The organism is Streptomyces sp. NPDC044061, from assembly GCF_056434305.1.
In genome coordinates, this window is record NZ_JBWKFL010000004.1 from 107,741 (window position 1) to 132,433 (window position 24,693).

The 24,693-nt window shown below is 70.0% G+C and carries 26 protein-coding genes, 1 tRNA gene and 1 pseudogene; 11 read left to right on the forward strand and 17 right to left on the reverse strand.

Going from position 1 to position 24,693, the window contains the following annotated elements:
• Positions 1 to 103 precede the first annotated feature (103 nt).
• A complete protein-coding gene (locus AC07CM_RS07690) occupies positions 104 to 751 on the forward strand; it encodes an RNA polymerase sigma factor (RefSeq protein WP_478875424.1) in 648 nt (215 codons plus the stop codon).
• Positions 748 to 1,812, forward strand: coding sequence for a CU044_5270 family protein (locus AC07CM_RS07695; RefSeq protein WP_478875425.1), 1,065 nt, complete (start codon positions 748 to 750; stop codon positions 1,810 to 1,812). Before AC07CM_RS07690 ends, AC07CM_RS07695 begins: the two co-directional genes overlap by 4 nt.
• A gap of 549 nt (positions 1,813 to 2,361) precedes the next feature.
• Here the strand turns inward: AC07CM_RS07695 and AC07CM_RS07700 are convergent.
• From AC07CM_RS07700 to AC07CM_RS07720, 5 genes are all read right to left on the reverse strand, one after another.
• On the reverse strand, positions 2,362 to 2,817 hold the full coding sequence (locus AC07CM_RS07700) for a DUF7144 family membrane protein (RefSeq protein WP_478875426.1): 456 nt from the start codon (positions 2,815 to 2,817) through the stop codon (positions 2,362 to 2,364).
• A gap of 189 nt (positions 2,818 to 3,006) precedes the next feature.
• On the reverse strand, positions 3,007 to 3,339 hold the full coding sequence (locus AC07CM_RS07705; RefSeq protein WP_478875427.1) for a putative quinol monooxygenase: 333 nt from the start codon (positions 3,337 to 3,339) through the stop codon (positions 3,007 to 3,009).
• A 63-nt stretch (positions 3,340 to 3,402) separates the two neighbouring features.
• A complete protein-coding gene (locus tag AC07CM_RS07710; RefSeq protein ID WP_478875428.1) occupies positions 3,403 to 4,428 on the reverse strand; it encodes an NAD(P)-dependent alcohol dehydrogenase in 1,026 nt (341 codons plus the stop codon).
• Positions 4,425 to 5,177, reverse strand: coding sequence for a metal-sulfur cluster assembly factor (locus AC07CM_RS07715; protein WP_478875429.1), 753 nt, complete (start codon positions 5,175 to 5,177; stop codon positions 4,425 to 4,427). The genes AC07CM_RS07710 and AC07CM_RS07715 overlap by 4 nt, the downstream gene beginning before the upstream one ends.
• A 1-nt stretch (position 5,178) precedes the next feature.
• Entirely contained in the window at positions 5,179 to 6,240 is a 1,062-nt protein-coding gene (locus AC07CM_RS07720) for an amidohydrolase family protein (protein ID WP_478875430.1), read from the reverse strand.
• An 83-nt stretch (positions 6,241 to 6,323) separates the two neighbouring features.
• On the opposite strand from AC07CM_RS07720, the gene AC07CM_RS07725 reads away from it, so the two are divergent.
• Positions 6,324 to 7,058 (forward strand): AAA-type ATPase lid domain-containing protein, encoded by a 735-nt coding sequence (locus tag AC07CM_RS07725; RefSeq protein WP_478875431.1) that lies wholly within the window; start codon positions 6,324 to 6,326, stop codon positions 7,056 to 7,058.
• On the opposite strand, the gene AC07CM_RS07730 is transcribed toward AC07CM_RS07725, so the two are convergent.
• Positions 7,000 to 7,599: a helix-turn-helix domain-containing protein gene (locus AC07CM_RS07730; RefSeq protein ID WP_478875432.1), complete on the reverse strand. Its 600-nt coding sequence runs from the start codon at positions 7,597 to 7,599 to the stop codon at positions 7,000 to 7,002. The genes AC07CM_RS07725 and AC07CM_RS07730 overlap by 59 nt on opposite strands.
• Before the next feature lie 115 nt (positions 7,600 to 7,714).
• On the opposite strand from AC07CM_RS07730, the gene AC07CM_RS07735 reads away from it, so the two are divergent.
• Genes AC07CM_RS07735 through AC07CM_RS07745 form a run of 3 tightly spaced genes read left to right on the forward strand, consistent with a single transcriptional unit; the run spans position 7,715 to position 9,990 of the window.
• Positions 7,715 to 8,551 (forward strand): EamA family transporter, encoded by an 837-nt coding sequence (locus AC07CM_RS07735; protein WP_478875433.1) that lies wholly within the window; start codon positions 7,715 to 7,717, stop codon positions 8,549 to 8,551.
• 42 nt (positions 8,552 to 8,593) lie between these two features.
• Positions 8,594 to 9,241, forward strand: coding sequence for an FMN-binding negative transcriptional regulator (locus AC07CM_RS07740; RefSeq protein ID WP_478875434.1), 648 nt, complete (start codon positions 8,594 to 8,596; stop codon positions 9,239 to 9,241).
• 41 nt (positions 9,242 to 9,282) lie between these two features.
• Complete coding sequence (locus tag AC07CM_RS07745; RefSeq protein ID WP_478875435.1) at positions 9,283 to 9,990, forward strand: B3/B4 domain-containing protein; 708 nt, start codon at positions 9,283 to 9,285, stop codon at positions 9,988 to 9,990.
• Positions 9,991 to 10,021: 31 nt separating this feature from the next.
• Here AC07CM_RS07745 and AC07CM_RS07750 read toward each other — a convergent pair whose 3' ends face one another.
• Complete coding sequence (locus AC07CM_RS07750; RefSeq protein WP_478875436.1) at positions 10,022 to 10,441, reverse strand: hypothetical protein; 420 nt, start codon at positions 10,439 to 10,441, stop codon at positions 10,022 to 10,024.
• 174 nt (positions 10,442 to 10,615) lie between these two features.
• On the opposite strand from AC07CM_RS07750, the gene AC07CM_RS07755 reads away from it, so the two are divergent.
• A complete protein-coding gene (locus AC07CM_RS07755; RefSeq protein WP_478875437.1) occupies positions 10,616 to 11,263 on the forward strand; it encodes an RNA polymerase sigma factor in 648 nt (215 codons plus the stop codon).
• Entirely contained in the window at positions 11,256 to 12,194 is a 939-nt protein-coding gene (locus tag AC07CM_RS07760; RefSeq protein WP_478875438.1) for a CU044_5270 family protein, read from the forward strand. The genes AC07CM_RS07755 and AC07CM_RS07760 overlap by 8 nt, the downstream gene beginning before the upstream one ends.
• A 30-nt stretch (positions 12,195 to 12,224) precedes the next feature.
• Here AC07CM_RS07760 and AC07CM_RS07765 read toward each other — a convergent pair whose 3' ends face one another.
• The 4 genes from AC07CM_RS07765 to AC07CM_RS07780 form a co-directional block, all read right to left on the reverse strand.
• Positions 12,225 to 13,634, reverse strand: a complete 1,410-nt coding sequence (locus tag AC07CM_RS07765; protein WP_478875439.1) for a Cys-Gln thioester bond-forming surface protein — start codon at positions 13,632 to 13,634, stop codon at positions 12,225 to 12,227.
• Positions 13,635 to 13,925: 291 nt separating this feature from the next.
• Positions 13,926 to 14,396 (reverse strand): single-stranded DNA-binding protein, encoded by a 471-nt coding sequence (locus AC07CM_RS07770; RefSeq protein ID WP_478875440.1) that lies wholly within the window; start codon positions 14,394 to 14,396, stop codon positions 13,926 to 13,928.
• A 298-nt stretch (positions 14,397 to 14,694) separates the two neighbouring features.
• Positions 14,695 to 16,914: a YfjP family GTPase gene (locus tag AC07CM_RS07775; protein ID WP_478875743.1), complete on the reverse strand. Its 2,220-nt coding sequence runs from the start codon at positions 16,912 to 16,914 to the stop codon at positions 14,695 to 14,697.
• A 66-nt stretch (positions 16,915 to 16,980) separates the two neighbouring features.
• Positions 16,981 to 18,588: a dynamin family protein gene (locus AC07CM_RS07780; protein ID WP_478875441.1), complete on the reverse strand. Its 1,608-nt coding sequence runs from the start codon at positions 18,586 to 18,588 to the stop codon at positions 16,981 to 16,983.
• 271 nt (positions 18,589 to 18,859) lie between these two features.
• Here AC07CM_RS07780 and AC07CM_RS07785 point away from each other — a divergent pair.
• Positions 18,860 to 18,932 (forward strand) — tRNA-Arg (locus AC07CM_RS07785).
• Positions 18,933 to 19,112: 180 nt separating this feature from the next.
• On the opposite strand, the gene AC07CM_RS07790 is transcribed toward AC07CM_RS07785, so the two are convergent.
• The gene (locus AC07CM_RS07790; protein ID WP_478875442.1) at positions 19,113 to 19,346 is read right to left on the reverse strand and encodes a hypothetical protein; all 234 of its coding nucleotides are present in this window, start codon (positions 19,344 to 19,346) and stop codon (positions 19,113 to 19,115) included.
• Positions 19,347 to 19,836: 490 nt separating this feature from the next.
• Positions 19,837 to 20,613 carry a hypothetical protein gene (locus tag AC07CM_RS07795; protein WP_478875443.1) on the reverse strand — a complete coding sequence of 259 codons (777 nt, stop codon included), beginning with the start codon at positions 20,611 to 20,613 and terminating at the stop codon, positions 19,837 to 19,839.
• A 250-nt stretch (positions 20,614 to 20,863) separates the two neighbouring features.
• Here AC07CM_RS07795 and AC07CM_RS07800 point away from each other — a divergent pair, with 250 nt between their 5' ends.
• A complete protein-coding gene (locus AC07CM_RS07800; protein WP_478875444.1) occupies positions 20,864 to 21,277 on the forward strand; it encodes an Imm10 family immunity protein in 414 nt (137 codons plus the stop codon).
• 400 nt (positions 21,278 to 21,677) lie between these two features.
• On the opposite strand, the gene AC07CM_RS07805 is transcribed toward AC07CM_RS07800, so the two are convergent.
• Positions 21,678 to 22,043 carry an ATP dependent DNA ligase gene (locus AC07CM_RS07805; RefSeq protein WP_478875744.1) on the reverse strand — a complete coding sequence of 122 codons (366 nt, stop codon included), beginning with the start codon at positions 22,041 to 22,043 and terminating at the stop codon, positions 21,678 to 21,680.
• Positions 22,044 to 22,139: 96 nt separating this feature from the next.
• A pseudogene (locus AC07CM_RS07810) lies at positions 22,140 to 22,625 on the reverse strand (ATP-dependent DNA ligase); the annotation flags it as partial.
• Between the two features lie 34 nt (positions 22,626 to 22,659).
• Here AC07CM_RS07810 and AC07CM_RS07815 point away from each other — a divergent pair.
• Complete coding sequence (locus AC07CM_RS07815) at positions 22,660 to 22,851, forward strand: hypothetical protein (protein WP_478875445.1); 192 nt, start codon at positions 22,660 to 22,662, stop codon at positions 22,849 to 22,851.
• A gap of 25 nt (positions 22,852 to 22,876) precedes the next feature.
• Here the strand turns inward: AC07CM_RS07815 and AC07CM_RS07820 are convergent, their stop codons facing one another.
• Both AC07CM_RS07820 and AC07CM_RS07825 read right to left on the reverse strand, forming a co-directional pair.
• The gene (locus AC07CM_RS07820) at positions 22,877 to 23,554 is read right to left on the reverse strand and encodes a TetR/AcrR family transcriptional regulator (protein ID WP_478875446.1); all 678 of its coding nucleotides are present in this window, start codon (positions 23,552 to 23,554) and stop codon (positions 22,877 to 22,879) included.
• Positions 23,547 to 23,951, reverse strand: coding sequence for a PaaI family thioesterase (locus AC07CM_RS07825; protein WP_478875447.1), 405 nt, complete (start codon positions 23,949 to 23,951; stop codon positions 23,547 to 23,549). The genes AC07CM_RS07820 and AC07CM_RS07825 overlap by 8 nt, the downstream gene beginning before the upstream one ends.
• Between the last annotated feature and the right edge of the window lie 742 nt (positions 23,952 to 24,693).

Sequence of the window (24,693 nt, forward strand, 5' to 3'; positions counted from 1 at the left end):
AGCTCACGGAGACGGCGGATGTGATGCGCGAGCCGACCGCGGAGCCCCATGTCTTCCTGGCCGTGTGACACACGCCACGGGAACCTGCCCTGCCGTGCGGACAATGCTGGACGTGGACTACTCATTGCACACCCGGATACGGGCAGGCGACCCTGAGGCGTTCCGCGAGCTCTTCCGTGACCACGCCCGACTGGTCCACCGGCACGCGGTGCGCGTGACCGGGGACTGGACCGTCGCCGAGGACATCGTCTCGCTGACCTTCTTGGAGGCGTGGCGGCTGCGCGTCAAGCTGCGGGACGAGGGCGACAGCCCGCGCCCCTGGCTGATGGGCATCGCTGTGAACGTGCTGCGCAACACCACCCGCGCTGCGCGCCGTCACCAGCGGGCCCTGGAGCGCCTGCCGGCCAAGGAAACGGTCCCGGACTTCGCAGACGAACTCGTCGGCCGCATAGCCGATGCCGACCAGCTGGCTGCCGCCCAGCGGGTGCTGAAGAAGCTGAGCCGGAGTGAGCGCGAGGTCTTCACACTCTGTGTGTGGTCCGGGCTCAGCTACGAGGAGACGGCGGCCGTACTCGGCGTCCCGGTCGGCACCGTGCGCTCGCGCCTGTCCCGCGCCCGTAAACGGCTGAGCAAGCTGGCCGACGAAGAACTGAGGAAACGCAGGGAACCGCTACCGCGCAACGGACAAGTACAGGGCGGCCGCACATCTGCGGCCCGGTCACATGAGTCGTACGAGGAGAGGTCCGAATGATCCGCAAGAAGTCGCGGCGTGAGGAGTCGCTGGACCACGCGGAACTGGCCCGGTTGCTGCCGGCGCCGGGAGACCCGCACCTGTCGCTCGACCGTCACCTGCTTCTCGAGGAGCACCTGATGAACGAGATCCAGCACACTGCACCCATCCCTGCGCCGTCCCGCCGCCCGGCACGCCGTCTCCTGCTGATCGGTGTCCCGGTCACCGCCGCCGCCCTGGCCGGCGCCTTCGCCTTCACCGCGCTGACCGGTTCCGGGGGCAGCGGCCCGGCCGCGGCCACCCCGCCCCCGGTCGAAGCGCCGGTCGTCCGCATCGAGCCCGGCAGCACCGCCCAGCTCGCCTCCACCGTCGAGCACATCGCCGCCGCCGCCTCGGCCCGCAAGACGCCCGAACCCGGCCCGGGCCAGTACATCTACATCAAGAGCATGGTCTCCTTCCTCTGCGTCTTGCACACCGACACGGACGAGTCCAAGACCTTGGTCCAGCCCCTGCATATCCGTGAGGTCTGGAATTCCCCCGACGGCAAGCAGGGTTGGCTGGACGAGCCCGGCTACAAGCCCAAGGGCGGCATCACCCTCGACAGCGACGTCGAGAGCAGCTTGAACGGCCCCTCCTACGACTACCTCAAGACGCTGCCCACCGACCCGGACGCCCTGCTGAAGAAGATCTACGAGGAGACCGAGGGCCAGGGGAACTCCCCGGACCAGGAGGCATTCGCCACTGTCGGCGGCCTGCTCAGGGAGCAGCTCGCACCGGCGAAGCTGAACGCGGCGCTGTACCGGGCCGCGGCCAAGATCCCCGGGGTTGTGGTGGTGGAGCATGCCAAGGACGCCGCGGGACGCGAGGGCATCGCCCTGGCCCGGGTCGACCAGCAGAACGGCGATCGCACCGAGTGGATCTTCGACCGCAAGACGTACGCCTATCTCGGCAGCCGCGGTGTCCAGGTCAAGCAGGTCGACGACGTCAAGCCCGGCACGGTCCTCGAATCCACCGCCGTGCTGGAGCGGGTCGTCGTCGACGCCCAGAAGCAGCGCCCCGGCGCGCAAGGTACCGATGCGTGAGAACGCGATTGCCCCGCTGGGCGGTGCATATGTTGCCACGCGATCAGGGCCGGTGTGTCGGGCAGCACTCCCGGCGTCGCGGGTGTCGGTCTCGCGGTCGTGGTACAAGATCGTGGGGCACACTCCAGGACGGCCCGGGAGGGCCCTCGTGTGTGAGCACCGCAATAGGAGCGAGGTGGGGCAAGAGTGGGTATGCCTGCGGATTCTCCGGCCTGACGGGCTCCCGGCGGAAGCACCCCTCTGAACCCCAGTTCCCCGTGAGTCCCCGCCCGTTCTGGCACGAGAGTGGCACGGCCGGGGACCGTGCCACGACCCCTCGATGCGGACGGCTGACGTCGCGTCCGTTGCTGTACTTTCCTGCTGTACGGCAGCCGTGATCAGGGGGATCCGTGGAAGTACTGGCCTTGCTTGTCGCAACATTCCTTGATCAGCGGCGGACGTAATGTTTGGCCTGCTGCGGTGTGCGCCACCCCATGCTGGGACGGCGCTACAAGACATAGTCGGAGCAGGGTGCCCCGCGGGCGGTGCTGCCCGCCCGCTCGAAGAAGCTCAGTGACCGCCTCTGGTTTCGATGTACGTCCTCGTCAGCGCGAAAATGATCAGGAGGTCGAGTGTCATCACCGAGATGGCCCACGCCGGGTAGTACGGGATGAACATGAACTGGGTGATCAGGCTGATTCCTGCCACCACTGTGCCGGCGCCGCGACCCCAGCTGCTCTTTGTCAGGACCCCGAAGCCGGCAACGACGAGTGCCACTCCGATCACCAGGTGAATCACGCCCCAGGCGGTCAGGTCGAACCGGTATGCGTAGTGGGCCGAGGCGTGGAACACGCTGTCCTGTGCGATGCCGGCGGCGCCCATGAGAATGCTGAGCGGCCCGCTGAGCAGCAGTGCGGCGCCGGCGAACTGGGACGCGCCGTCGATCTTTTCGCCGCTGTCAGGCCCGAGCCGCGTCCTGTCAGGTACCGCTGCCATGGCCGTCGCCTCTCTGTACGGCGCGGTCACCGACACACACTGTCCGTGTGCAGCTGGCCACGCTCCCTTGACAGCATCACCGCAAACCCGGGGCGCCGCGACTGCAACCGTGCCGTCAGCGCTGCCGTCACTGCCGCCGGCGATCAACGCGGCTTGCTTCCGATGGCCTCGGGGTTACCGCCGCGGGTGACCGCCTCGGGAACGGGACGGCCACGGCGCTCAGTCCTGGTCCGGGACAGCCATCTCTCCGAGAAGGGACCAGTCGTCCTGCGGGATCGTGGTGTTGACGATGCGCGGCGTCTCGCCGAGGAAGGCCGGAAGCGACTCGCAGGCGGTCCGGAAATGCTCGGAACCGACGTGCTCGGCCCCCGCCGCGTCATCGCGGAAGGCTTCGACGAGAACGTACTCGGCCGGATCGTCGACACTGCGCGACCAGTCGAACCACAGACATCCGGGCTCGGCGCGCGTCGCCTGGGTGAAGGCGGCAGTGATCTCCGGCCATTGGTCCGCGTGCTCGGGCTTGACGCGGAATTTCGCGGTAATGAAGATCATCCAGAGGCTCCTTGGCGAGGGTTTTGCTGTCAGCGGTCACGTTCCGCATGACCGTGTTGCGGGTCAGGGGACGAGGATCGCGCGTCCGCGTACCCGGCCGGCGTCGAGATCGTCCAGCGCGTCCTGGAAGCGGTCGAGGGGGTACTTGGCGGTGTGCAGACGGACCCGCTCCTGTGCGGCGAGCACCATGAGCTCACGCAGGTCGCCGTAGGAACCGACGAGGTTGCCGATGAAGTTGATCTCGGTCGAGATGATGTCGATGGTCGGTACGTCGATGTTCTCGCCGTACCCGACCACGTGGTAGTCACCCGCGCGGCGCAGCATGCGCACACCGTCCCGGGTGGCACCGCCCTCGCCGACGAAGTCGACGACGACCTCGGCGCCCTGACCACCGGTGAGCTCGAGAACTTCGTCCACCTGCCGCCCGTCGGCGACGACACCGTGGTCGGCACCGATGGACTCGGCCAGTTTCACCGCGTCGACGTTGCGGTCGACGACCACGATCTCGGCAGCGGTGAGCGCCTTGAGCACCTGGATGCCGATGTGGCCGAGCCCTCCCGCGCCGATGACGACGCACCGGTCACCCGGACGCAGCCTCCGCGCCGCCTTCGCCGCGGCGTGGTAAGCGGTCAGACCCGCGTCGGCGAGGGCGGCGACGTCGGACGGCTCCAGGGAGTCGTCGAGGCGTACGACGCTGCGGGCCGACGTCTTCAGGTACTCGGCGTAGCCACCCGCGGTGTCGATGCCGGGGAAGGCGCTCTGCTCGCAGTGCACGTCGTCGCCCGCCCGGCACGCCCGGCACAGTCCGCAGGTGATCAGCGGGTGGACGATGACCTTGTCGCCCTCGGCGACGTTGGTGACGGCGCTGCCGATCTCGTGGACCCAGCCCGCGTTCTCGTGCCCGATCGTGTAGGGCAGCGTCACGCCCGACTTCTCGGCCCACTGCCCTTCGAGGATGTGCAGATCGGTCCGGCACACGCCCGCGCCCCCGATCTTGACGATCACGTCGTACGGGCCGGTGACCGAGGGCACGGGTACGTCGGTCATCTCGGGGTTACGGCCGTAGCCGACGACCTGGACAGCTTTCACTGGGGCTCCTTGCCGTGCGAGACGAGGGTGGTGTCTTCGGTCCGGGGGGACTGGTCCGGGGCGGAGTCCGGGTAGCGGGTGCGCAGCAGGCCACGGCAGAAGTGCGCGTTGCCGTCGATCGACCGTCGGACCGTTCGGGCGAAGCGCAGCCGCAGCGGGATCTCGCCCGGCGGGTAGGGGCGCCCGTCGTCGTCGACGAGGGCCGGGTCGGTCGGTGCCGTGCCGAGGCCGAGGGCCTCGCGCCGGCGCAGCAGCGCGCGCGTCGCGGCAGTGTCGGGCAGATCGCCGAGCACGACGTCGGCCAGCCGTTCCTCGGTCAGCGAGGGGTCCTGCCGCAGCAGCGCGGTCAGGGCCCGTTCCATCGCGGCGGTGTGGGCCTTGCGCCGGAAGGTCAGCCGCAGTTCCTGAAGGTCCTCCTCCGCCTCCGTGCCGAAGGTGCCCCGGTATCCGGCGTCCGCGGCCAGGCCACGGTTGATCAGGGCGGAGTCGTGGTGGTCGTCGAGCAGAACGGTGACTGCCCGGGCGTCGGGCAGGGCGGTCAGGGCGTCCTTGGCGTCGGAGGCCATCAAGTAGGCGAAGTTCGGGGAGCAGAACGATGTCGGGAGCCGCAGGTGCACCGTGAGCCGGTGTCCGGGGCCGGCCTCGACGGAGCGGACGAAACCGAGATCGGTGATGGGTTCGTCCAGCTCGGGATCGAAGACGGCGTCCAGCGCCCGCCTGGCCCGCTGCTCCAGCGCGTCGGCAGGCATCTCACGCCTCGTTGGGCTGCGCGGCGACCGAGGCGGCCCCCGCGGGGCCGGCTGCCGAAGGGGTGCCCGCGGTCGTGGCCGGGGCCTCGGCCGCGGCGGGCACCGGGATGTCGTACAGGGCCGCCGCGTTCAAGCCCAGGATCTTCTTCTTCTGCGCCACGGTGAGTGCCGGGAACTCGTCCTGCATGTCTTCGGGGATCTGGAAGTCGACGAACCGCTCGATCAGCCACCGGGGCGTCCACAGCGCGTAGTCGCTGCCGAACAGAATGCGGTCCTCGTCCAGCCAGTACAGCAGCTCGCCGATGATCTGCGCCCAGTAGCGGGGGCGGGTGTGGATGAACGGAATGGCCACGGCCAGACCGGCGTAGACGTTGGGTTCCTGGGTCGCGATCCAGCAGAAGTCCTCCAGCCGGGGCAGTCCGCAGTGCTCGACGACGAAGTTCAGGCCGGTGAACTCCGTGGCCGCCTTGTCGACGTCGGCCACGTCGAACGCGTCGCGGTCCAGCGGCCGGATCGTCGGGCCCTTGTGGACGTGGATGTTCTTGATGCCCAGTTCCTGGCACACCTCGAAGTAGCGGTAGGTCCACCAGTCGTCCAGCTTGTAACCGCGCGAGTCGCCCTGCCACTCCGCGGTGTACAGCTTCACCCCCTTCAGGCCGAAGCGCTCGGCGTCCCGCCGGAGCTGGTCGAGCCCCGACTGCTCGAAGCGGGGGTCCCAGCAGTGGTTGTAGGTGAGCTTGTCCGGGTGCTGCCGGGTGAGCGCGAACGCCTCCTCCGTCTGTCCGAAGCCGGTGCGGTAGAAGGCGCCGAGGCGGGCCGGCTGGAAGATGGCGTGATCGACGTACCCGTCGGTGAACAGGTCCTTCATCAGGCGCTCGCCGCCGTAGTACAGGTACTCCTCGTACGGCCACACCTCCGACTCCGGGCTGAGGTTGCGGTGGTAGTCGTAGAAGCAGTCGATGAACTGCTTGGCGTGCACGTTGAGCTGGTTCTCGGGGCGGGCGTCCCACAGCGCGATGTGGGCGTCCACGATGAAGTAGCTCTCGCCGTCCTTTCGGTACATGTGCGTCCCTCCATGTCTCGTGGCGGCTCTCGGCTCGTGCAAAGGGACCGTAGGAAGCGCCGGGTGTGTCGGAGAGGTGCTCCATGTCTCACTTTGAGACACCTGCACCGGCGACGCCTCCGCAGGCGCCGAGCAGCGTGCTTGGGGCAGGCGCAAGGACGCATCCCGGAGGTCGGACATGGTCTCCCCGAGCCGCTGCCGGATGTCATCGCCGACGCGCCGGGCCGGGAGGTGACGGCGCCGGCGCCGGCGCCCAGGCTGCGTGCGTCGAGCTGCCCGCCCTGCGCAGCCACCCGCACGACGTCATACCCCTCGCCCGCCACTTCGCGCTTCAGCACCGCGGCCACACGGTCACCTTCACGCCCGCCGCCGAGCGCGCACTCACCGCCTACGACTGGCCCGGGAACGTCAAGCAGCTCCGTCAAGTCGTACGCGACGCGGCATCCCGTACCGAAGTGATCGACACCCGTCAGCTTCCGGCCGAGATCTTCACCGACACGGTCCGGCGCCTGAGCCGCCTCCAGGAACTCGAACGAGACGAGATCGTGCGCTGTCCGACCGCACCGGGCACCACGACGGCCCAGGCCGCGGAGCAGCTCGGCATGAGCCGCGCCAGCATCTACCGCAAGGTGGCGCGCCACGGCATCAAGATGCCCGCCCGCACCCGCCCGAAGCAGCCCTGCCCACGTTGCCGCATCACCGGCGTCGCAGATCAATTGAAGTGGCGCCACGCAGCGGCGGCATCCGGCAGATCGGAAATCAGCGAGACCCGGAGTCGGTCGCGGACGCGGGGCCGGGCGGCAGATGGACCGTCATGATCAGTTGGCAGGTTTCGGTGCCCGACCCGCGGTAGGTGTGAGCCACGTCGCCGTCGAACGTGGCGGTCTGACCGGCCTCGATGGCGTGCTCCGCCCCGTCGACGGTCAAGGTCATGCGACCGGAGGTGACGCTGACGGTCTCGACGACTCCGGCCTGATGAGGGTGGCTGAGGTATTCCTCGCCCGGCTCGAGTCGCCAGCGCCAGACTTCCACCGGCGCCGGACCCGAGGTCGTCAGCATGAGCCGGGCCTCGCTGCCTTTTTCTCCGGTCCACAGGGGTGCGACGCCGTCCGAGGACATGATGCGGACGCGGCCTTCGGAGGACCCCTGCATCAGAGCCGACACTGAAATGCCCAGCGTGTCGGCCAGCCGGACCAGTGTGGCCAGGTTCGGGTTTCCCTGGGCCTTTTCCAGTCCCACCAGGGCGCCCTTGCTGACCTGGGCACGCCGGCTCAGCTCCTCCAGGGACAGGCCCGCGCGCATGCGGGCCGCCCGGACGTTGTTCGCGACCGTCCGCAGGGCTGCGGCCGTCTCGGCCATGTGATCTCCCTCCTCAGCACCGAACACTTCAATGCACCGCGCGGTCGTTTGGTTGACATCGGCCGGTCGTTCCGTTGTACCGTTCAGTCGTTCCAATGATAGTAAGGGATGTCCTGTGATCGCTCTGCTGCTGGCCCTGGGCAGCTCACTCGCCTACGGATGCGCCGACTTCCTCGGCGGTCTGGGCGCCCGGAAGGCTCATGTGCTGCGGACCGTGATGGTCGCGGCGCCGGCCAGTCTCGCCGTCGAGCTGCTGCTGTGGCCGGTGCTCGGCGCTTCGTTCGGCGTTTCGACCCTCGGCTGGGGCGCCCTTTCGGGCATCGCCTCGGCCGCCGCGTTCGCCCTGCTGTACCGCACCCTGGCGATCGGTCCGATGAACGTCCTGTCCCCTGTGACCGCGCTGGTCTCCGCCGCGCTGCCCGTGGGCGTGGGCCTGCTGCAGGGGGAACAGCTGACCGCCGCCGGACTGGTGGGCCTGCCGCTCGCGCTGGTCGCGGTGGTACTGGTCAGCGCGGGACACGGTGCGGGCTCGGCGCGCCCTTCCCGTACGGCGCTGCTGCTGGCCTTCGGAGCCGGCGCCGCCATCGCCCTTCAGCTGGTCTTCCTGCATCAGGCGCCGTCCGACAGCGGTGTGGCTCCTTTGATCGTGGGCCGGGCGGTCTCTTCGGCCGTCACCCTGGCCGCCGCGGGGCTGATGCGCCGGAGACTGGGCTCCGAACGGCCCGCGTACGCGGTGTCGGCGACCGCCGGCGTCCTGGACTCCCTGGCGAACCTGCTGTTCCTGCTCGCCGCCCGCAGTGGGGACCTCACCGTCGTTGCCGTGGTCACCGCCCTCTATCCGGCCGGCACGGTCCTGCTCGCCCGTGGTGTGCTCGCCGAGCGCATCCACCGCGGACAACTCGTCGGCCTGGGCACGGCCGCCGTGGCCGTCAGTCTCCTCGCCCTGACCTGAGCGGTCCTACGTCCCCCGCACCACCGAACCAAGGAGAACGACATGCTGATCCATCCCTGGGACGCCGGCCTGGACGAAGCCGAATGGCAGACCTGGATCGCCGAGGGCCACGACTTCGGACAGCTCAGCGTCAATGGCCTTCCCGGCCACCCGCCCGTGGTCGTACCCACGCACTTCACTTGTGACGGAAGCGATCTCCTGATCCACCTCGCCCGCCCGAACCCGGTCTGGCAGGCGATCGAGCACGACCCGAACGTCGTCTTCACCGTGTTCGGTGACTACGCCTTCATCCCCGGCCCATGGCGTGCCCCGGCCGGCACGCCACCCCGCGACGGCGTGCCCACCAGCTATTACACGGCGGTCCAGTTCACCTGCCGCGCCGGCATCGTCGACGACCCCGGGGCCAAGGCCGAGCTGCTGCGCCGCCAGCTCGCGCACTTCCAACCCGACGGCGACCACGCCCCCGTCGCCGTCGACCAGCCCCCGTACGGACGCATGTTGTCCGGTATCCGCGGCCTGCGCCTGGAAGTCACGGACGTACGAGCCAAGTTCAAGTACGACGACCACAAGCCCCTCGAGCACCGCAGCACGGTCAGCGGTCATCTCACCGAACGCGGTCGAGGCCTCGACGCAGCCACCGCGCGCCAGCAGCGCCGCCGCCTGGACCGCATCGGCCCCTGGAAGCGCTGACTCCTCCCCACCCGCCCAGACGCACGAACGGAACACCGCCCATGCCCGCCTTCCGTATCGCCCCCGCCGTCGCGGACGCCTTTCCCGGCACCCTCATCGCCCTGGTCACCGCCAACGGCCTGCGCGGACACGAGCCCTGGCCCCACACGGCCACCGCCCTGCGGGAACTGGAACAACAACTCGCCGACGGCTCCTGGCACCCGGCCGACGAGACCGACCCCCGCATCGAGACCTGGCACACCGCCTACCGTTCCTTCGGCACCAATCCTCGCCGCATCCGCCCCAGCGTCGACGCACTCGGCCGCCGCCTGGCCAAGAAGGGCACACTGCCGCGCATCAATCCGGCCGTCGACTCCTACAACGCCGTCTCGGTCCGGTACGGCCTGCCCGCCGGCGCCTTCGACCTCGACCACATCACCGGCGACGCCGACATCCGGCACGCGGACGGCACCGAGTCGTTCACCCCGCTCGGCGAGCCCGACACCGTGGAGAACCCCAGGGCCGGCGAGATCATCTACGCCGACACCGCCGGCGTCCTGACCCGCCACTGGAACCACCGCGACGCCCACCGCACCCGCGTCACCCAGGACTCCACGCACGTCGCCTTCGTCCTCGAAACCCTCCACGCCGAGCGCGACGGCGACCTCCTCAAGGTCGCGGCGGACGAACTCCAGGACCTGCTGGCCCCACACGCCGAACAAACCACCGTGCACTACCTGAGCCCCGTACAACCCCAGGCAACCGTCTGACCGCCGGAAGCACGACGAGCCGAGAACCGGGTCAGGACGAGCCGTCGGAGCAGTGGTCGTATGCGGACTTCACCGAGGGGTACGACCTGCCCAGGGCTATCCGGCCACCCGGGGCGTCGTCCTCACAGACGTATCTCCCGGGGCCTGAGGCGGGCTTGATCCGCAGGAGCACTTCGTACGACGAGATCCGCACGCGCCGAGTGCTCTTCGCGGCGACGGCTCCCAACACCTCCTGCTCGGTGCACTCGTTGTCCGCGTCGGCGGCACACCAGAAGACGTGCACGGTGCCGGACGTGTCGTTCGTCAGGGTGATCGGGGCGACGTTCTCGGGGGCGGTCGGATCCGGGGTGCAGCCGGCGAGGCAGAGGGCGGCCGGACTCAGGAGCACCGGGGTCACGCACTGGGCAACACGCTTGATCGGGAAGTTCACGGGCCCCTCGAAGGTCGTCACGCGGAGCCGCACCGTATCGCAACGCCGCTGGTCGAGGGCCTGACTGTCGACCGGCCGCCGAGGTGTGACGCAGGTCACTTGGGCGGCCTGGAACTCGGTGGCCTTCTTCGGCGAACAGCAGGGGTCCACTACACCGGTTTTCAAGGGATACGAAATGAATCGCAGAGGTAAGGCGTGACGCTCCTGCCGGGCACCGGTGCCGCCCGCGTCACGGCAACGGACGCGATCGGCGGCTCCGACGGCTCGGTCATCGAACGCTCCTGGGACATACCCGACGCGTTCGCCGTGATCTTCGACCGCTACGCCGACGACATCCACGGCTACATCGCCCGGCGCCTGGGCTCCGACACCGCCGACGACCTGATGGCGGAGACGTTCGTGATCGCGTTTCAGCGCCGTCGGCGCTACGACCTGTCGTACGCCCACGCCCGGCCCTGGTTGTACGGAATAGCCACCAACCTGATCGGGCGTCACCGCAGGGACGAGGCCCGTAGGCTTCGGGCGCTGTCGCGCATGGCGTCACTGTCTCCGGACCAGGAGCACCGCGGGCGCGAGGACCCCGTCACCGAGAGGCTCGCCGCCGGCGTGTCGCACGGCGCTCTGGCCGACGCCCTCGCCCAACTGCCCGCCCGCTACAGGGACGTGCTGCTGGTGATCGCCTGGGGAGAACTCGACTACGCCGAGGCAGCACAGGCCCTGGGCGTACCCGTCGGCACCGTGCGCTCCCGCCTGCACAGGGCCCGCACCAGGCTGCGGCGGGCCCTGGGCGAACCGGCTCCCACCACCTCGACCGCGCCCGAGAAGGAGACTGATCATGGATGAACCGACGATGGTGCGCGACTGGGAAACCGAGGACCGCGGGCTGTCCGACCAGGCCCGCGCCGCCGCCCGTGCCCGCCTCACGGCCGCCATGGCCAAGGAGTCCCCCGGCGTCGCGCTCCGCGGTCGCACGCTGAGCCGACGGCTGGTGTTCCGCACGGCGTTCGCCGGCCTGACCGCGGCGGCGGTGGGTGCCGCCGTCGTCGTGACACAGGACGCCGAGCCCGACCGAACCACTCGCCTGGACGCCGTCAGCGCGACGGAGGTGCTGCGGAAGGCCGCCGAGAGGTCCCGCACCACGGGAAGCGATCTGCCCGTGCCGCGCAACGACCAGTACTTCTACACCAAGACCTACATCACGCAGACGCCGGTCAAGGGCGGGCGGACCAAGACCTGGACCGACGAGAGCTGGATGTCGGTGGACGGTTCCAAGCCGTCCCTGCGCCAGGAGCACGGGAAGATCCACCACGACCCTCCGCTCGGCAAGCACGAGGTGCGGTGGCCTCCCACCGTCTACTCCAAGCTCAAGGAAATGCCCACGGATCCCGACAAGCTCCTGGCCCAGTTCATGGGTAGCAGGAGCGCGCCCAATACCGACGTCATTGCGTTCTTCGACGCGTGCATGCTGCTGATGGGGCCGCGCGTGATGCCCCCCGGCCTGCAGGCCGCCGCCTTCGAGGCGCTGTCGAAGCTTCCCCGGATCCGCCTGGACTACGACGTGCACGTCGCCGGCCGGAATGCCGTCGGAGTCTCCTACCCGCAGGCCGCGTTCACCTTCCTCTTCGACCGCAGGGCCTACGACTACCTGGGCCTGCGGACCAAGGGGAGCGTCCCGAAGAAGGTGCACGGCGAGTGGAAGGCGACCAACTACTACTACGAGACCAGGACACTGCAGGACATCCAGGTGGTCGACCGCATCGGCCGGCGTCGCTGAGACCGTGGGAAGCCGGGGTCGGCCGCCCGTCTACTCGCCCGCCTGCGCTTCCTTCTTGCGCAGCATCACCAGCACCGCGCCTCCGATCACGACCAGTCCGATGGCCACCCCGGCGATCATGGGGGTGATCGCGGAACCGCCCGTGGCCGCGAGGTCGGTGTCGGGCGCGGTGGTGCCGCCGGCGACCGTGGCGGGGCTGGGCTCGCTGAGCGTCTGGGTGCTCTTGGTGGTGATCGTGCCCTGGGTCCTGCAGTCGAGGACCCCGGTGAAACGGTGACTGAAGCCGTTCGGACCGGTGATCGTGAAGTCGTAGGACTGGTCCTCCTGGAGCGGGACCGTCACCGTGCGGGAGGTACCGGCGGGGATGGTGTGCTCGGCTCCCATCAGCTCGAAGGTGAAGGGCCGGTCGCCCTTGTCGGCCGCGGTGACGTCCACGCCGCCCTTGGCGCAGTTCTTCCGGGCCGACACCGCCGGTATGGCGCCCTTGGCCGCCCAGGTGGCGCCCGTGGTCGCGGAGACCGTGGACTCGCTGGAGCCGGCCAGGATCTGGGTCTGGCTGCGGCTGTCGGAGGCGAAGGCGCGGCCCACCGGCACGGTGGTGGAGGCCTGGACCGTCAGTTGCGCCGAGCCGTCCGCAGCGTCCTCGGGGACATCGAAGAACAACTGGCTGCCGTCCTTCGCCGACGTGATCACCTTGCCGGTCTTGTCGATGATCCGCACCCCGCCGGCGGCCGCGTCCGCCGGCGGGCTCACCGTCACGCTGCCCGCGTTGGTGTGCACGGTCACCGGCCCGAGGAGTTCACCGGGGCGTCCGGAGACCGCGGGCGGGTCCAGGGTCAGCGACGCCTGCGGCTCGGCGCCGCCGCCGGCGTTCTTCTCCAGGTAGTCGGCGAGCTTCTCGGCGCGCGGATCGACCGCGTCGACCTTCGCCCCGTCCGAGTAGCGCCAGATGGCGACCTGGGTGCCGGCCGCCGCGTCCTGCTCGGTCAATCCGCTCACGCCCGCCTTTCTGGCGAGCGCGGCGAGGTCGTTGACCTGCGGGTAGGAGTTCTGCAGGATCCAGCGGATCCGGCCGGCGTCCTTGTTGGTGCCCAGCGAGGTGCCGCTCCAGGGTGTCTCCTGGTAGCGGGCGTCGCGCTGGGTGGGGTTGTGTATGTCGACGCAGTACGTCTGCAGGGTGCCGCCGCCGTCCACGGACATCTCGAACAGGCCCGCGGCCACCCGCTGGTCGCCGCCGTCCTCGTGGATCACGGCCTCGCCGTAGGTCTTCAGACCGTTGATCGTGGCCGTCGCGCCGCCCTGGGTCTGTGGTGTCACGTCGGCCAGGGCCGTACCGGCGCCCGACAGCGCACCCGCCACCGCCAGGCCGGACACCAGCGTCGCGGCGCCGAGGCGGGCCGCTTGGGCGGACCGAGGAAACCCAGAGAACGCAGCAAGCACAGAATTCCCCTTCGAGCAGGACCCGTTGGACGTGGGGGACGGTCCCACCAGCAGAATCGGCAGCCCCTAGGGGCACGCCCGGCATCCTATGGATCACACGGGCCCCGATCGGCCGGTCAGATCGTCCGATGGGCTATCCGATCCGTAATCGTTATCGCCCTGACGGAATGTGAGCTGGGCTTATCGACAAATCCACCGATTCGGCGGGGTGTTCGCGGGACATGCGCCGACAAGCCGCAGCTCGGTCAGGACGTCGGCCCGGAGCCGGAGCGGCCGGCGCCCCGGCTTACGTCATGTCACGGCCGCTGGTTCGGGCATCTGTTGGGCCGGGAGGCCGTCAGGTGTGTCGGCGGCCGGTGTCTCCCAGTTCGGCTCCGGGCGCACCGCCGCAGGTGCCTCGGGCCTGGCCGCGCGGCGGAAGACCGCGGTGCCCCGCGCCAGGTCGTGGCCGACGGCCACGGCGTCGATGTCGGCCGACGCCCAGCCCTGCTGTCCGTCGCGCTGTTCCGAGCGCACCTTCAGCCGGCCCTGGACGACGACGGGCTGCCCCACCTCCACCGACGCCGCCACATTGACGGCGAGCTGGCGGTTGGCCCACACCGTGAAGAAGTTGGTGTGCCCGTCCGTCCAGGCGCTCTTCTCCCGGTCCCAGTAGCGCGCGGTCACCGCCAGCCGGAACCGCGCCGACGGGCCCGTCGGCAACTCCCGGTACACCGGCGGTGTCGCCACGTTGCCCACCACGCACACCACGGTCTCGTTCATCGCGAACCCCTCCCTCACCCGGCACCTGCGGCCGGGCGGACACGCGTACGGGCCCGTCCCGTACGGCGGCGTCTGCCATGCGGCGAGATCGCCGTGGCATCAGACTGCCTCCGCCGGGCCGGGCCCGCTGAGCGCTGTGGACCGGTCCCCACCTGTGGAAAACTCCGTCACCCCCGCAGGTGAGCCGCGTACCCGAAGCGCCTCACCCACCCCGCCCCACCCGCCACTTCCGCTTCAGCGGTCCCAGCACGGCCGGCCCCCGACCATGACCAGGCCACCCGAGCGGCTCGGGGCCGCCTCAGCCCACCCCCGCCCCGGTACTGACCACCCGCCCGTACTGCTCGCGCACCTCCTGGTACCGCAGCAGCTCCGCCGCCAGCGGATCGAGCACCCTGGCCCGGCCGCAGCTCGCGGCCGCCTCCCGCAGCCGCCGTTCCGCCTCCTGGCCGTACCGGCGCGCCGGCCCTCGGGCCGCCATCCGGCAGCCCCACTCCACGAACGGCCCGCCGACGATCCCGCACACCATCAGCAGCACCGGCACTCCCAGGTTGGGCGCCATGACTCCGGCGATCTGGCCCGCAAGCCAGGCGCCGCCCACGATCTGCAGCAGGGTCATGGCCGCCTGCACCAGCACGGCCACCGGCCACCACCCCGGGCGGGGCGGTCGTCCCGGCGGCAGTCCGGCCCGCGCCGCCAGTTCGTCCAGCGCCTCGGAGAGCCCCTGGGAGCCGCGTACGGCCGCCTCGCGCACCGCCTGCGCCCACGGCGTCGGCAGACCCGCAGAGGCCCGGTCGGACACCGTGCGGACCGCCTGTTCGACGCGCTGGCGGGCCGTGGTCTCCTCGTCGGCCTGGGTGCGTACCGGGATCCGGCCCGTCGCGGAATCGCCGCGGCCCTGGTACCAGCGCCACAGCCGCAGCCAGGGGGTCCCGCAGGCGCGGTTGGCGTTGCGCAGCCAGGCGCGTTCGGCTGCCTCACCGGCGGCGGTGGCACCCACCGCGTCCGCGAGCCGGGCGGCGAACTCCTCCCGTGCCTCCTCGCTGAGGCCGACGCGCCGGCCGGTGGCGTAGACGGGCCGCAGCTGGTCCGCGGCGGCGTCCACGTCGGCCGCGACCCGGCGGGCCGCCGCACCGCGCTCCGTCACGAACTCGCCGAGCGCCTCACGCAGGTCGCCGACGCCGTCGCCGGTGAGCGCGGACAGGGCGAGCACGGTCGCACCCGGTTCGCCGTACTCGCCGAGCGCGACACCGTCCTCGTCGAGCAGCCGGCGCAGATCGTCCAGCACCTGGTCGGCGGCGTCCCCGGGCAGCCGGTCGATCTGGTTGAGGACGACGAACATGATCTCCGCGTGGCCGGCCATGGGCCGCAGATAGCGCTCGTGGAGCATGGCGTCGGCGTACTTCTCCGGGTCGACCACCCAGATGACCGCGTCGACCAGCTTCAGGATCCGGTCGACCTGCGCCCGGTGCTCCACGGCCGCGGAGTCGTGGTCGGGCAGGTCGACCAGGACCAGCCCGCTCAGCTGCCCCTCGCCCTCCGCGCTCTGCAGGGGGCGCCGGCGCAGCCGGCCCGGGATGCCGAGCCGGTCGATGAGGCCCGCCGCGCCGTCGCTCCAGCTGCACGCGATGGGGGCCGCCGTGGTCGGTCGCCGTACGCCGGTCTCCGAAATGGCCACTCCGGCCAGCGCGTTGAACAGCTGCGACTTTCCGCTGCCGGTGGCGCCCGCGATGGCGACGACGGTGTGTCGGCCGGAGAGCTTGCGGCGGGCGGCCGCCTCGTCCAGCACCCGGCCCGCCTCGGCGAGGGTGCGGCTGTCCAGGCGGGTGCGGGAGAGACCGACGAGTTCGCGCAGGGCGTCGAGGCGGGAGCGCAGGGGGCCTTCGTACGCCAGGGGCACGGTGTGGCTGCCCGGGCCGCGGCTGGGGGCGTCCAGCATGGAGGCACGCTCGGCGGCGAGGGCGGCGGCGTTGCTCTCCGTCACGCGCCGGGCGATGAGACCGTCGTCCCAGGCTTCGGAGTCGGGGTCGGGGTCGAGGTCGAGGTGGGCGTCGGTGCTTGAGCCGGCAGGGGCCGGGCGGGAGCTGGAACCGGCGCGGGCGGCAGTGGCAGAGGCGGGGGCGGGATCATCGCCGTCCTTGGGGCGGGTGAGCGACACGTCGCCGTCGCCGTCGCCGGCGTCCGGGGTCTTCACCCGAGCCTGCCGGTCCTTGTCTCCGTGGTTCGCCTCGGGAACGCGGGCGGGCCGCTCACTCTCCCGGCGGTCCTCCGGTACGCGCGCGTGACGGCCTTCGTCCGGCTGCGCGTCCCGCTCGCCGCCGTCGTCGGCCCCCGCCCCGGCAGCGGCGTCGGTACCGGCCCCGGAAGCGCGATCCTGCGACGGTGCCCTCACCGCGGGGACGCCTCCGGAGCCACCGTCGTCACCCCGCGCGTGGCTGCCGCCGGGCTGCGCATCGCCTCCGGATCCGGGCTCCGCTCCCCCGGAACCGTCTGCCTGCTCCATGTGCTCCATGTGATCCATGTGATCGAAGTGATCCAGCTGATCCGTGTGGTCCGTGTGGTCGTGGTCAGTGACGGCGGTCACCGGTCACCTCTCCTTCTGCAGTACGGACAGCGCGGCGATGAGTTCGGCTTGGGGATCGGCAGCGACACCCAGGGCGTCGAGGGGGGCCAGGCGCCGTTCGCGTTCGGTGTGCATGACGCGGTCGACGCAGTCGGTCAGCAGGCGTCCGGCGCGGTCGCGCAGCCGCAGAGCACCGTGGGCGCCGAGCCGGTCGGCGAGCCCCTCTCCGGCGTTGCGGGTCCGGCGCCCGCCCAGGAGCGCGGTGGCGACCAGGGCGGCGATGGCCTCGGGGTCGGGCGCGGTGCTGCGCTCGAGATGCCGCACCTCGTCCTCGGCGTACTCCTCCAGCTCGCGCCGCCAGCGCCGTACCGCGAGCCCGATGCGGTGCTCGGCGCTCTCCGAGGAAGGGGGCCGGTGGGCAAGCCCGGGGGCTTCCCCGGCGGGCTCGCGCCGCCAGGCCTCGCCGACGCGCTCGTCGGCGGCGGTGACGGAGCACAGCAGCAGCGCGGCCAGGCTCTCCACGAGGGCGTCGAGCAGTTCGCCGGCGGTGCAGTCCAGGGGGAAGGCGCGCCAGCGTTTGAGCGCGTCCCCGGCGAGTACGGCCCCGGACTGCAGCCGTCCGCGTACGCGCGCCTGCTCGCTGTCGTAGGCGCCGTCCACGGCTGCGGTGAGGCGGAGGGCAGCCGCGTACTGTGCGGCCGCGGCAGCGGCCAGCTCGGGAATGCGCGACTTCAGCGAGTCGAGGAGGCCGTACGCCGTGCGGGCCATGACGGTCCGGCGGGCCCCGGCGTCCTGGGCATGGTGCACGAGCCAGGTCCGCAGCGCTGCCACGGCACTGGCCGGCAGCAGTCCGGCGCCCCAGGCCGACTCGGGCAGCTCGGGCACGGTGAAGCGGGGTACGTCGCCGAGTCCGGCCTTGGTGAGCAGCGCGCCGTACTGGCGGGAGACCTCCGACACGATCTGGTGGGGCACACGGTCCAGGACGGTCACCAGGGCGGCGTCGTACTCCTTGGCGGTGCGCAAAAGGTGCCAGGGGACGGCGTCGGCGTAACGGGCGGCCGTGGTGACCATGACCCAGATGTCTGCGGCACAGATCAGTTCGGCGGCCAGAACACGGTTGTCGGCGAGCAGGGAGTCGATGTCGGGGGCATCCAGCAGGGCGAGCCCGCGCGGGAGGGTCTCGACGGTCTCGACGCGCAGCACGCGCGGTGGGTCCCCGCCGGAGAGCAGGAGACCGTCCCTCGCGTCCCGGTCGGGCACCCACACGCGGGTGAGGCCGGGGATCACGCGCGGGCCACTGAACCAGTGATGGTCCTCCGGATGGCAGACGAGGACCGGTGTGCGCGTCGTCGGCCGCAGCACGCCCGCCTCGCTGACCCGGCGCCCCACGAGGGAGTTCACGAGGGTCGACTTGCCGGCCCCGGTGGACCCGCCGACCACGGCCAGCAGGGGAGAGTCGGGCTCCCGTAGCCGGGGGAGCAGGTAGTCGTCGAGCTGCGCCAGGAGTTCGTCGCGGTTGGCACGCGCGCGTGGGGCCCCGGCCAGGGGTAGCGGAAAGCGTGCGGCGGCGACACGGTCGCGCAGCGCGGAGAGTGTGTCGAGCAGCTGAGGCCGTACGTCCAAGGTCACCACATGCGAAGAATGCCCAATTTTAGGGGAATTCTGAAGCATATGGACATCTCAGCGCGCCGATGGGACACAACGGATGTAAGGGATGACCGGGACACGGGCACAGTCCAGGCATAACGAGTGCACAACACCCTGTGCGCCGAGAGCCAAAAGCGGTGCACGATTCGTACCTGCCTGCGATTATCAGGACCGCTTCACCGAACCTCCACATCGAGCCACGGAGGGGAAGCAACCGGGTCAAGGAACGGGGAGCTTTATCCTTGTCCCGCACCAGGCCCCCGTAGCTCAGTGGATAGAGCAGGCGCCTTCTAAGCGCTTGGCCGCAGGTTCGAGTCCTGCCGGGGGCGCCCACGCCCAGCCCTCCCATCGGGAGGGCTTTTTGCTGGTCAGGATGGGTTCCGGTGGGCACGACGAAGCCCTGGACGCCCTCTTGATGATCAGGGGCAGACTCCGGGGCCGTCCGGCTGTCACCGGGTTTTCGCGGGTGGCCGTGTCGAATACGTGTCGAAGTTCTCGACCGGGGGAGATCAGCCAGCGCCCGGTACCTCCTCCGGGAGATCGCCCGCGGCTTCCAGCCGCCGCTTCAGGTCCGGCAGCTGCCCGTGGACGCAGCGGGCGTAGGTGGCCAGGAGCACGGCGACGCTGTTTCCGGCCCACTCGGCCACCTGGGCGGGCGGGACGCCGTCGTTGAGCCACTTCGTCAGGCGTGTGTTCCGGTTGTCGTACACGCGCCGCCCGGTGGGCGACTCGAAGACGTGCACGGCCAGGGGCCATGATCACTCGCGCCAAAGCAGCTCCCGGCCAAAGTCGCTACACCGACCTTCGCACGAAGGCTGCAGGTGCATCCGACTTACCCAAAATCGGCGTAACCCCATGTAAACAACGTAAGGGGCGCGTTGTCGCCCTATGGATCACTGAGAAGAGCTCGATCATGGCCCGTAGAGCCGACAGTGCTTACCAACCCGCGCCTCGCGCCAACCCAATGCTTGCCCGGGGCTGTGAGGCGTGCCGCGGCTGGGGAACGGTGGTCACCATCGAGGGCCGACACAAACTGTGCGTCGCGTGCCAGGCCAGCGTGCCGCAAGCTCAGCCAGCCGCAGGTACGCGGTCCGAGCTCGGGCAGTGACCCGTGCGGCCTTCGTTCCCCATCGTTTTGGACCTGTTCGCATCGAGGGGCACACCGCGACACCCCACTCGGGCCGCCCCTGGGCCGCGCGAGGGTGCTCGATCAGCATGATGGGCCGTGGTGGGTCAGGCGCGCCAGGCCCCCAGGCCCGCATCCGTGAAGCAACAGGTGACGCCCGCGCCCCAGTCCTCGTCTTCGTGCCAGACGGCGGGGTCGGCCAGGGTCGCGAGGAGCTCACCAGCAGGTATGACCATGTAGCCCTTCTTCGGATCAGGGAAGTAGCACACCTCGATCCAGCCCTTGTCGACCCATTGGACCAACGGCGCGACCTGCGGTTCGACCCAGGCGAGGCGTTCTTCAAGGCTCCACTCCGCTTCCGGGCTCCGTAGGACGCCATAGGGGCCGGTCAGCCAGCCGCTCACCTCGTAAGTGCAGACCAGCAGCTCCTCCTCGACCGCAGTCCGCTCCTCCGCGGGCGGGAACCCGCCCGACTGTGGCGCCGGGAAGGCCTCGGCCCTGAAACGCGCGTCGACGGCCTCTGGCACCGACAGCCAGATACGGTCCGGGGATGACTTAGTCGGGATCCACTGGTCCGGGTCGGTCAGCACCCCGTGCAGCTCCCGGCGGCTCAAGACCGGGTCGGAGGGAGCGGACCACGGGCCGGACGCCTGGCGGACATCCAGCAGCCCCCGCTCGACCAGGCCCAAGGCCGCCTCGGCCAGCCGGGGCACCAGCTCCCGCGCTTCCCCTTGGGTATAGCTACGCGGGGGCGGGGCCTCAGAATCACCGGCCCAGCGCAGCGCCGCTCCGTAGTACTGCACCATGCCGGCCAACTGGTGCTTCTGCATGGCTCGGCGCAGCAACGCCTGCTCCGCCACGACCATGGACATCCACGTGCTCATGACCGGCATGGTTCCAGACACCGCGGAGCCCTAGCGTCGAGGGCCCTGCCCCGGCACCCTGGGGGCCGTCTTTGGGCCGTCCGAGGGGGCCAACGACGACAGACGATGAATGTTGTCGACGGCTCTGCCCCAGGTCAGAGGTGGCTGAACTGGCTCCCGGCAGCCGGATGGACGGAGTGCCAACACGACCATTCACCGACCTCTTCCGGGCACGGTCCGGGTCATTGGCCGATAGTGCTAGAACACCCGCATGACGTACAGGTTTACAGCCCAGGTCGCCTGCGGACTCGATGATCCGGACGAAGACGACTGTGTGATGGCGGGGCTAGCCGAGTCGGACGACGAGGAAGCGTTCTCCCTGTTGTTCATGTGCGACTTCGACGAGCCCGATGCTCAGGAAGTGCGTCTCGGCATGGACACGCACTGCCTAGTCACACCCGACCAAGGCACTGCCTACGGCTGTGTACGCGAAGTGGAACTGGACGGTGACGTGCTGCGGGTGACATTGGACCCCTCGTCGCTGGAAGCCCTCGGTTTGTCCGATCCAGTTGTCGAGGCCTTGCTACAGACGCCAGCGGCGGACGTGGCACGAATGCGCGAGGTACTGTCACGCATCCTGGCGTACGGACGCCCAGATGCCCGCCCAGGGCTGACCAACCTTTAGTGTCGAATGTGTGTCGAAGACGCCGAGATTTCACCCTCGACGTCTGGGGAACTCCAGGTCAGAGAGGCTACGCCAGTGATCCCACCCAGCGCCTTCTAAGCGCTTGGCCGCAGGTTCGAGTCCTGCCGGGGGCGCCCACGCCCAGCCCTCCTATCGGGAGGGCTTTTTGCTGGTCAGGGTAGGTCCAGCCACACACAGAAGAGCGCCGAACCGCCCCCGCTGATCGCGGGGAGGGTCCGGCACTGTCCGGCCGGCACCGGGTTTCTGCGGGTGGCTGCGGTGAATAGGCGGAGAAGTTCTCCGGGCACCGTCAGGCTGGGCGGGGAGGGAACATCGAGCCAGGATCGCTGCTCGACGTCCCTGAGCCGCCTCGAGAAGCACAGAGCAGATGGACGTCCGGTCACCCGGTCGTCGGCACGGCGCCCTCGCCGAAGGCAGCAATGTCCTGCGGCGTCATGTCCTCACGGAGGCGTCTGAACCGCACCGGATGCCGCCAGGCCCCCCGGTCCTGGGCGGTGTCCACGTCGATCTCCGCGACCAGTGCGGGCTCGACGAGGACGACGCCGAGCGGAGTCCAAGACGCCCACGAGGTCGTGAATCGCACGCCTTCCCACGGGTGCCCAGGCCTGGCAGCGGTGAGCCTGCCGGCGAGGCGCCGGGCCGCCTCCGGGGCCAGCTGGGTGCTACGGGCGACCAGCCGCAAGGCTGGGTCCTGGTCGTAGCGGCCCATCAAGAGGCTTTGCGGGCGGGGCAAGGTACCGGTCATCGCCCCGACGATGCCCTCGGTGGTGTTCCTGCAGCGGATTTTGCACCAACGCCGGACGCCCGGGAGGTATTGCTGGTCCCGCCCGCGGATCACCAGCCCCTCAACGCCTGGCACCAGCGTCCACGAGGCATGCCACTCCTGTGCGATTCGGACGTCGCTTGTCTCGGGACACAGCGTCCACGGCGTAATCAGCCCATGCTCGCTGAACAGACCCTCCAGCCTCTCGCGTCGACGTCCGTAGGGCTCACGGAGCAACTCCTGTCCGTCGGCTTGCAGGACATCAAAGGCAATGAAGTGCGCGGGCAGCTCCTCAGCGAGCCGTACGGCTGTCCGGCCACTGGAAGCGGCACGGCGCTGCAGCGCCTCGAAGGACAGCTGCTCGCCAGCCCACACGACCAGTTCACCATCGAGGACAAGGCCATCGGGCAGATGCCCGGCGGCTCGGCCCAGGTCGGGGAAGCGCCCCTGAATGAAGGCGCCCCGACAGGACTGGAGAACCGCTGAGCTGAGAGCGGGGCTCGGGGTGAAGAGCAAGGCGCGGTGGCCGTCCTTCTCCAGACTTTGATGTGTCTCATGAGACATCAGCTCGCTGTCTGGGCCACTTCAACACCGGCGCATGATCGGCAAGCAGCTCAACATCGCCCAGGCCCGCCACCGCCTGGCCCGGCGGATCTTCCTCGCCCAGCGCGGCGAACTGCGCCAGCGCTACCACAAGGGCATGGGGGACCAGCCCTTTTTCCGCCCCACGCAGGCCAGCCGCCGACCGCTGCGCCAACCGTCGGCCGATGAGGACGCCAGCGAGGCGTAGCGGAGCGTTGCCCAGGGCGGACGGTTCAAGTTCCGTAGCGGCCATGGTGCGCGCGTGAGAGGGCGGCGGCGCCCTGGCAGGCGAGGGTGGCGGCATCGTCTGCGTACTGGGGGATGTCGTCGGGCCATTTCGAAGTCGGCTGGAGGATCAGCAGCGAGACGGCACCGTGCAGGCACGCGCAGATGGCCCGGGTCAGCGCCGTCACATCGCCGTGGAGCACGCCGGCGTCGGCGCATCGCTGCACCGTTTCCCGCAGGGCTCGGAAGCAGGCGTCGGCGACCTGTTCAGTGGCGGCTGTCGCGGGTCCGCTCGCGACCAGGCGGTAGCGCAGGGGATGGTCGAGCCCGAACCTGATGTAGGCGACACTGCGCTGGTGGAGTTCGGCAAACGGGTCGGTGGTCTGGGCGCTGATGCTCAGCATCCGTCGGCCGAGCTCGTCCCAGACCCCGAGGCATACGGTGTGCAGCAGTTCCAGTCGGTTGTCGAAGTGCAGATACACCGAGGGGGTGCTGACCCCGACAGCCTGTGCCACCGCGCGGATGGTCACGCCGTCCTCGCCGGCGTCGTCGAGCAGCGTGCCGGCCGCTTCGATGAGCTCGTCCCTCAGTCGGCCGCCGTGGCCTCGCTTGGCGCGACTGCGCCGACGGCCTTCGGTTGTGCCGGCGCGGCCGTCGGCCGTGGTCTGGCCGGGTCCCTTAGTCATGGCGCCTCCGGAGGGCGACGAGTTGAGTGACGCGGGCGCAGAGCCGGTCCTTGTCATCCCTGATGTCGATTTCCACCGCGACCGTTGACTTGCCGACGTGCAGCGGGCGGGAGGTCGCGAAGGCGCCGGTGCCGTGTACAGGGCGCAGGAAGTGGGTGGTGGATTCCATGGTCGCGGGGACGATGTCGGCGGTCCCGTTCAGCGTGGCGCACACAGCGCCGGCTACATCGGCCAGCCCCATCAGTGCCCCACCGTGCATCGCGGCGCCGACGGTGGACTGCTCGGGCGTGTAGGCGAGTTGTGCGGTGACAGCGTCGGCCTTGAAGGCTCCGAAGCGTATTCCGAGCGTCCTGGCGAACGGCGCCAAGGTGTAGACGTCTTGCTCGGTGATGGTCATCGCGGCCCCTCAGGTTGTCGCCGTCAAGTTAACGGTGACATGTTATGTGGACCTCACGGTTCGTGTCCACGCCTGTGGCGCGAGGCTGCAGGGCTGTGCAGTCTTCCGGTGCCGATCGGAGGCGTGCTGAGAGACGTCGAGCTGTCACTCGGATGAGACAACTTCAAGTGTCTGGAGAACCGTCGAACTTGGGCTGAAAGACCAAGCCGCCGGGCAGCGCTCCACCGGGCGGAGGCGACTGGTCACGGGCCTGCGCCAGCATCGGTTCTACCGGGCGTCGCAGCACCATACTTCCGGTCTACGACTGGGACACCAGCCCCGCGACTTGGACTGAGCGGTTGCCGGTTCCGTTTAGCCGCGCAGGCCGATGAGACCTTCCCTGCCGCATCAAGGGCCGCGCACGGCGCGGGCGCGCCGCCTCTGCAGCGCGCTGGCGACTGCGGGCAAATGTAAGGAGGTTGACGGCAGCGCTCACGGCAACGACGGCGGACAGCAGCGGCACTCGGGACAGCCCGGCCCGGCGATCTCAAGGGAAGATCGGACCGCCCCACCAAGGCATGCCCGCATCGCGCGGTGCAGTTTCGTGGCCCTCCAGCAGGCCCTCAGCATCTGGCTGGGCTACTCCGCCTACTCGCTCCGCCACCAGCGGACACGGCACGTGATCGAGTCCGCATTTGGGCCACGCTCTGCTGCCGGATCCGACAAGATGGGCGGCTATGGGACGAGGGGCGCTTGACCCAGG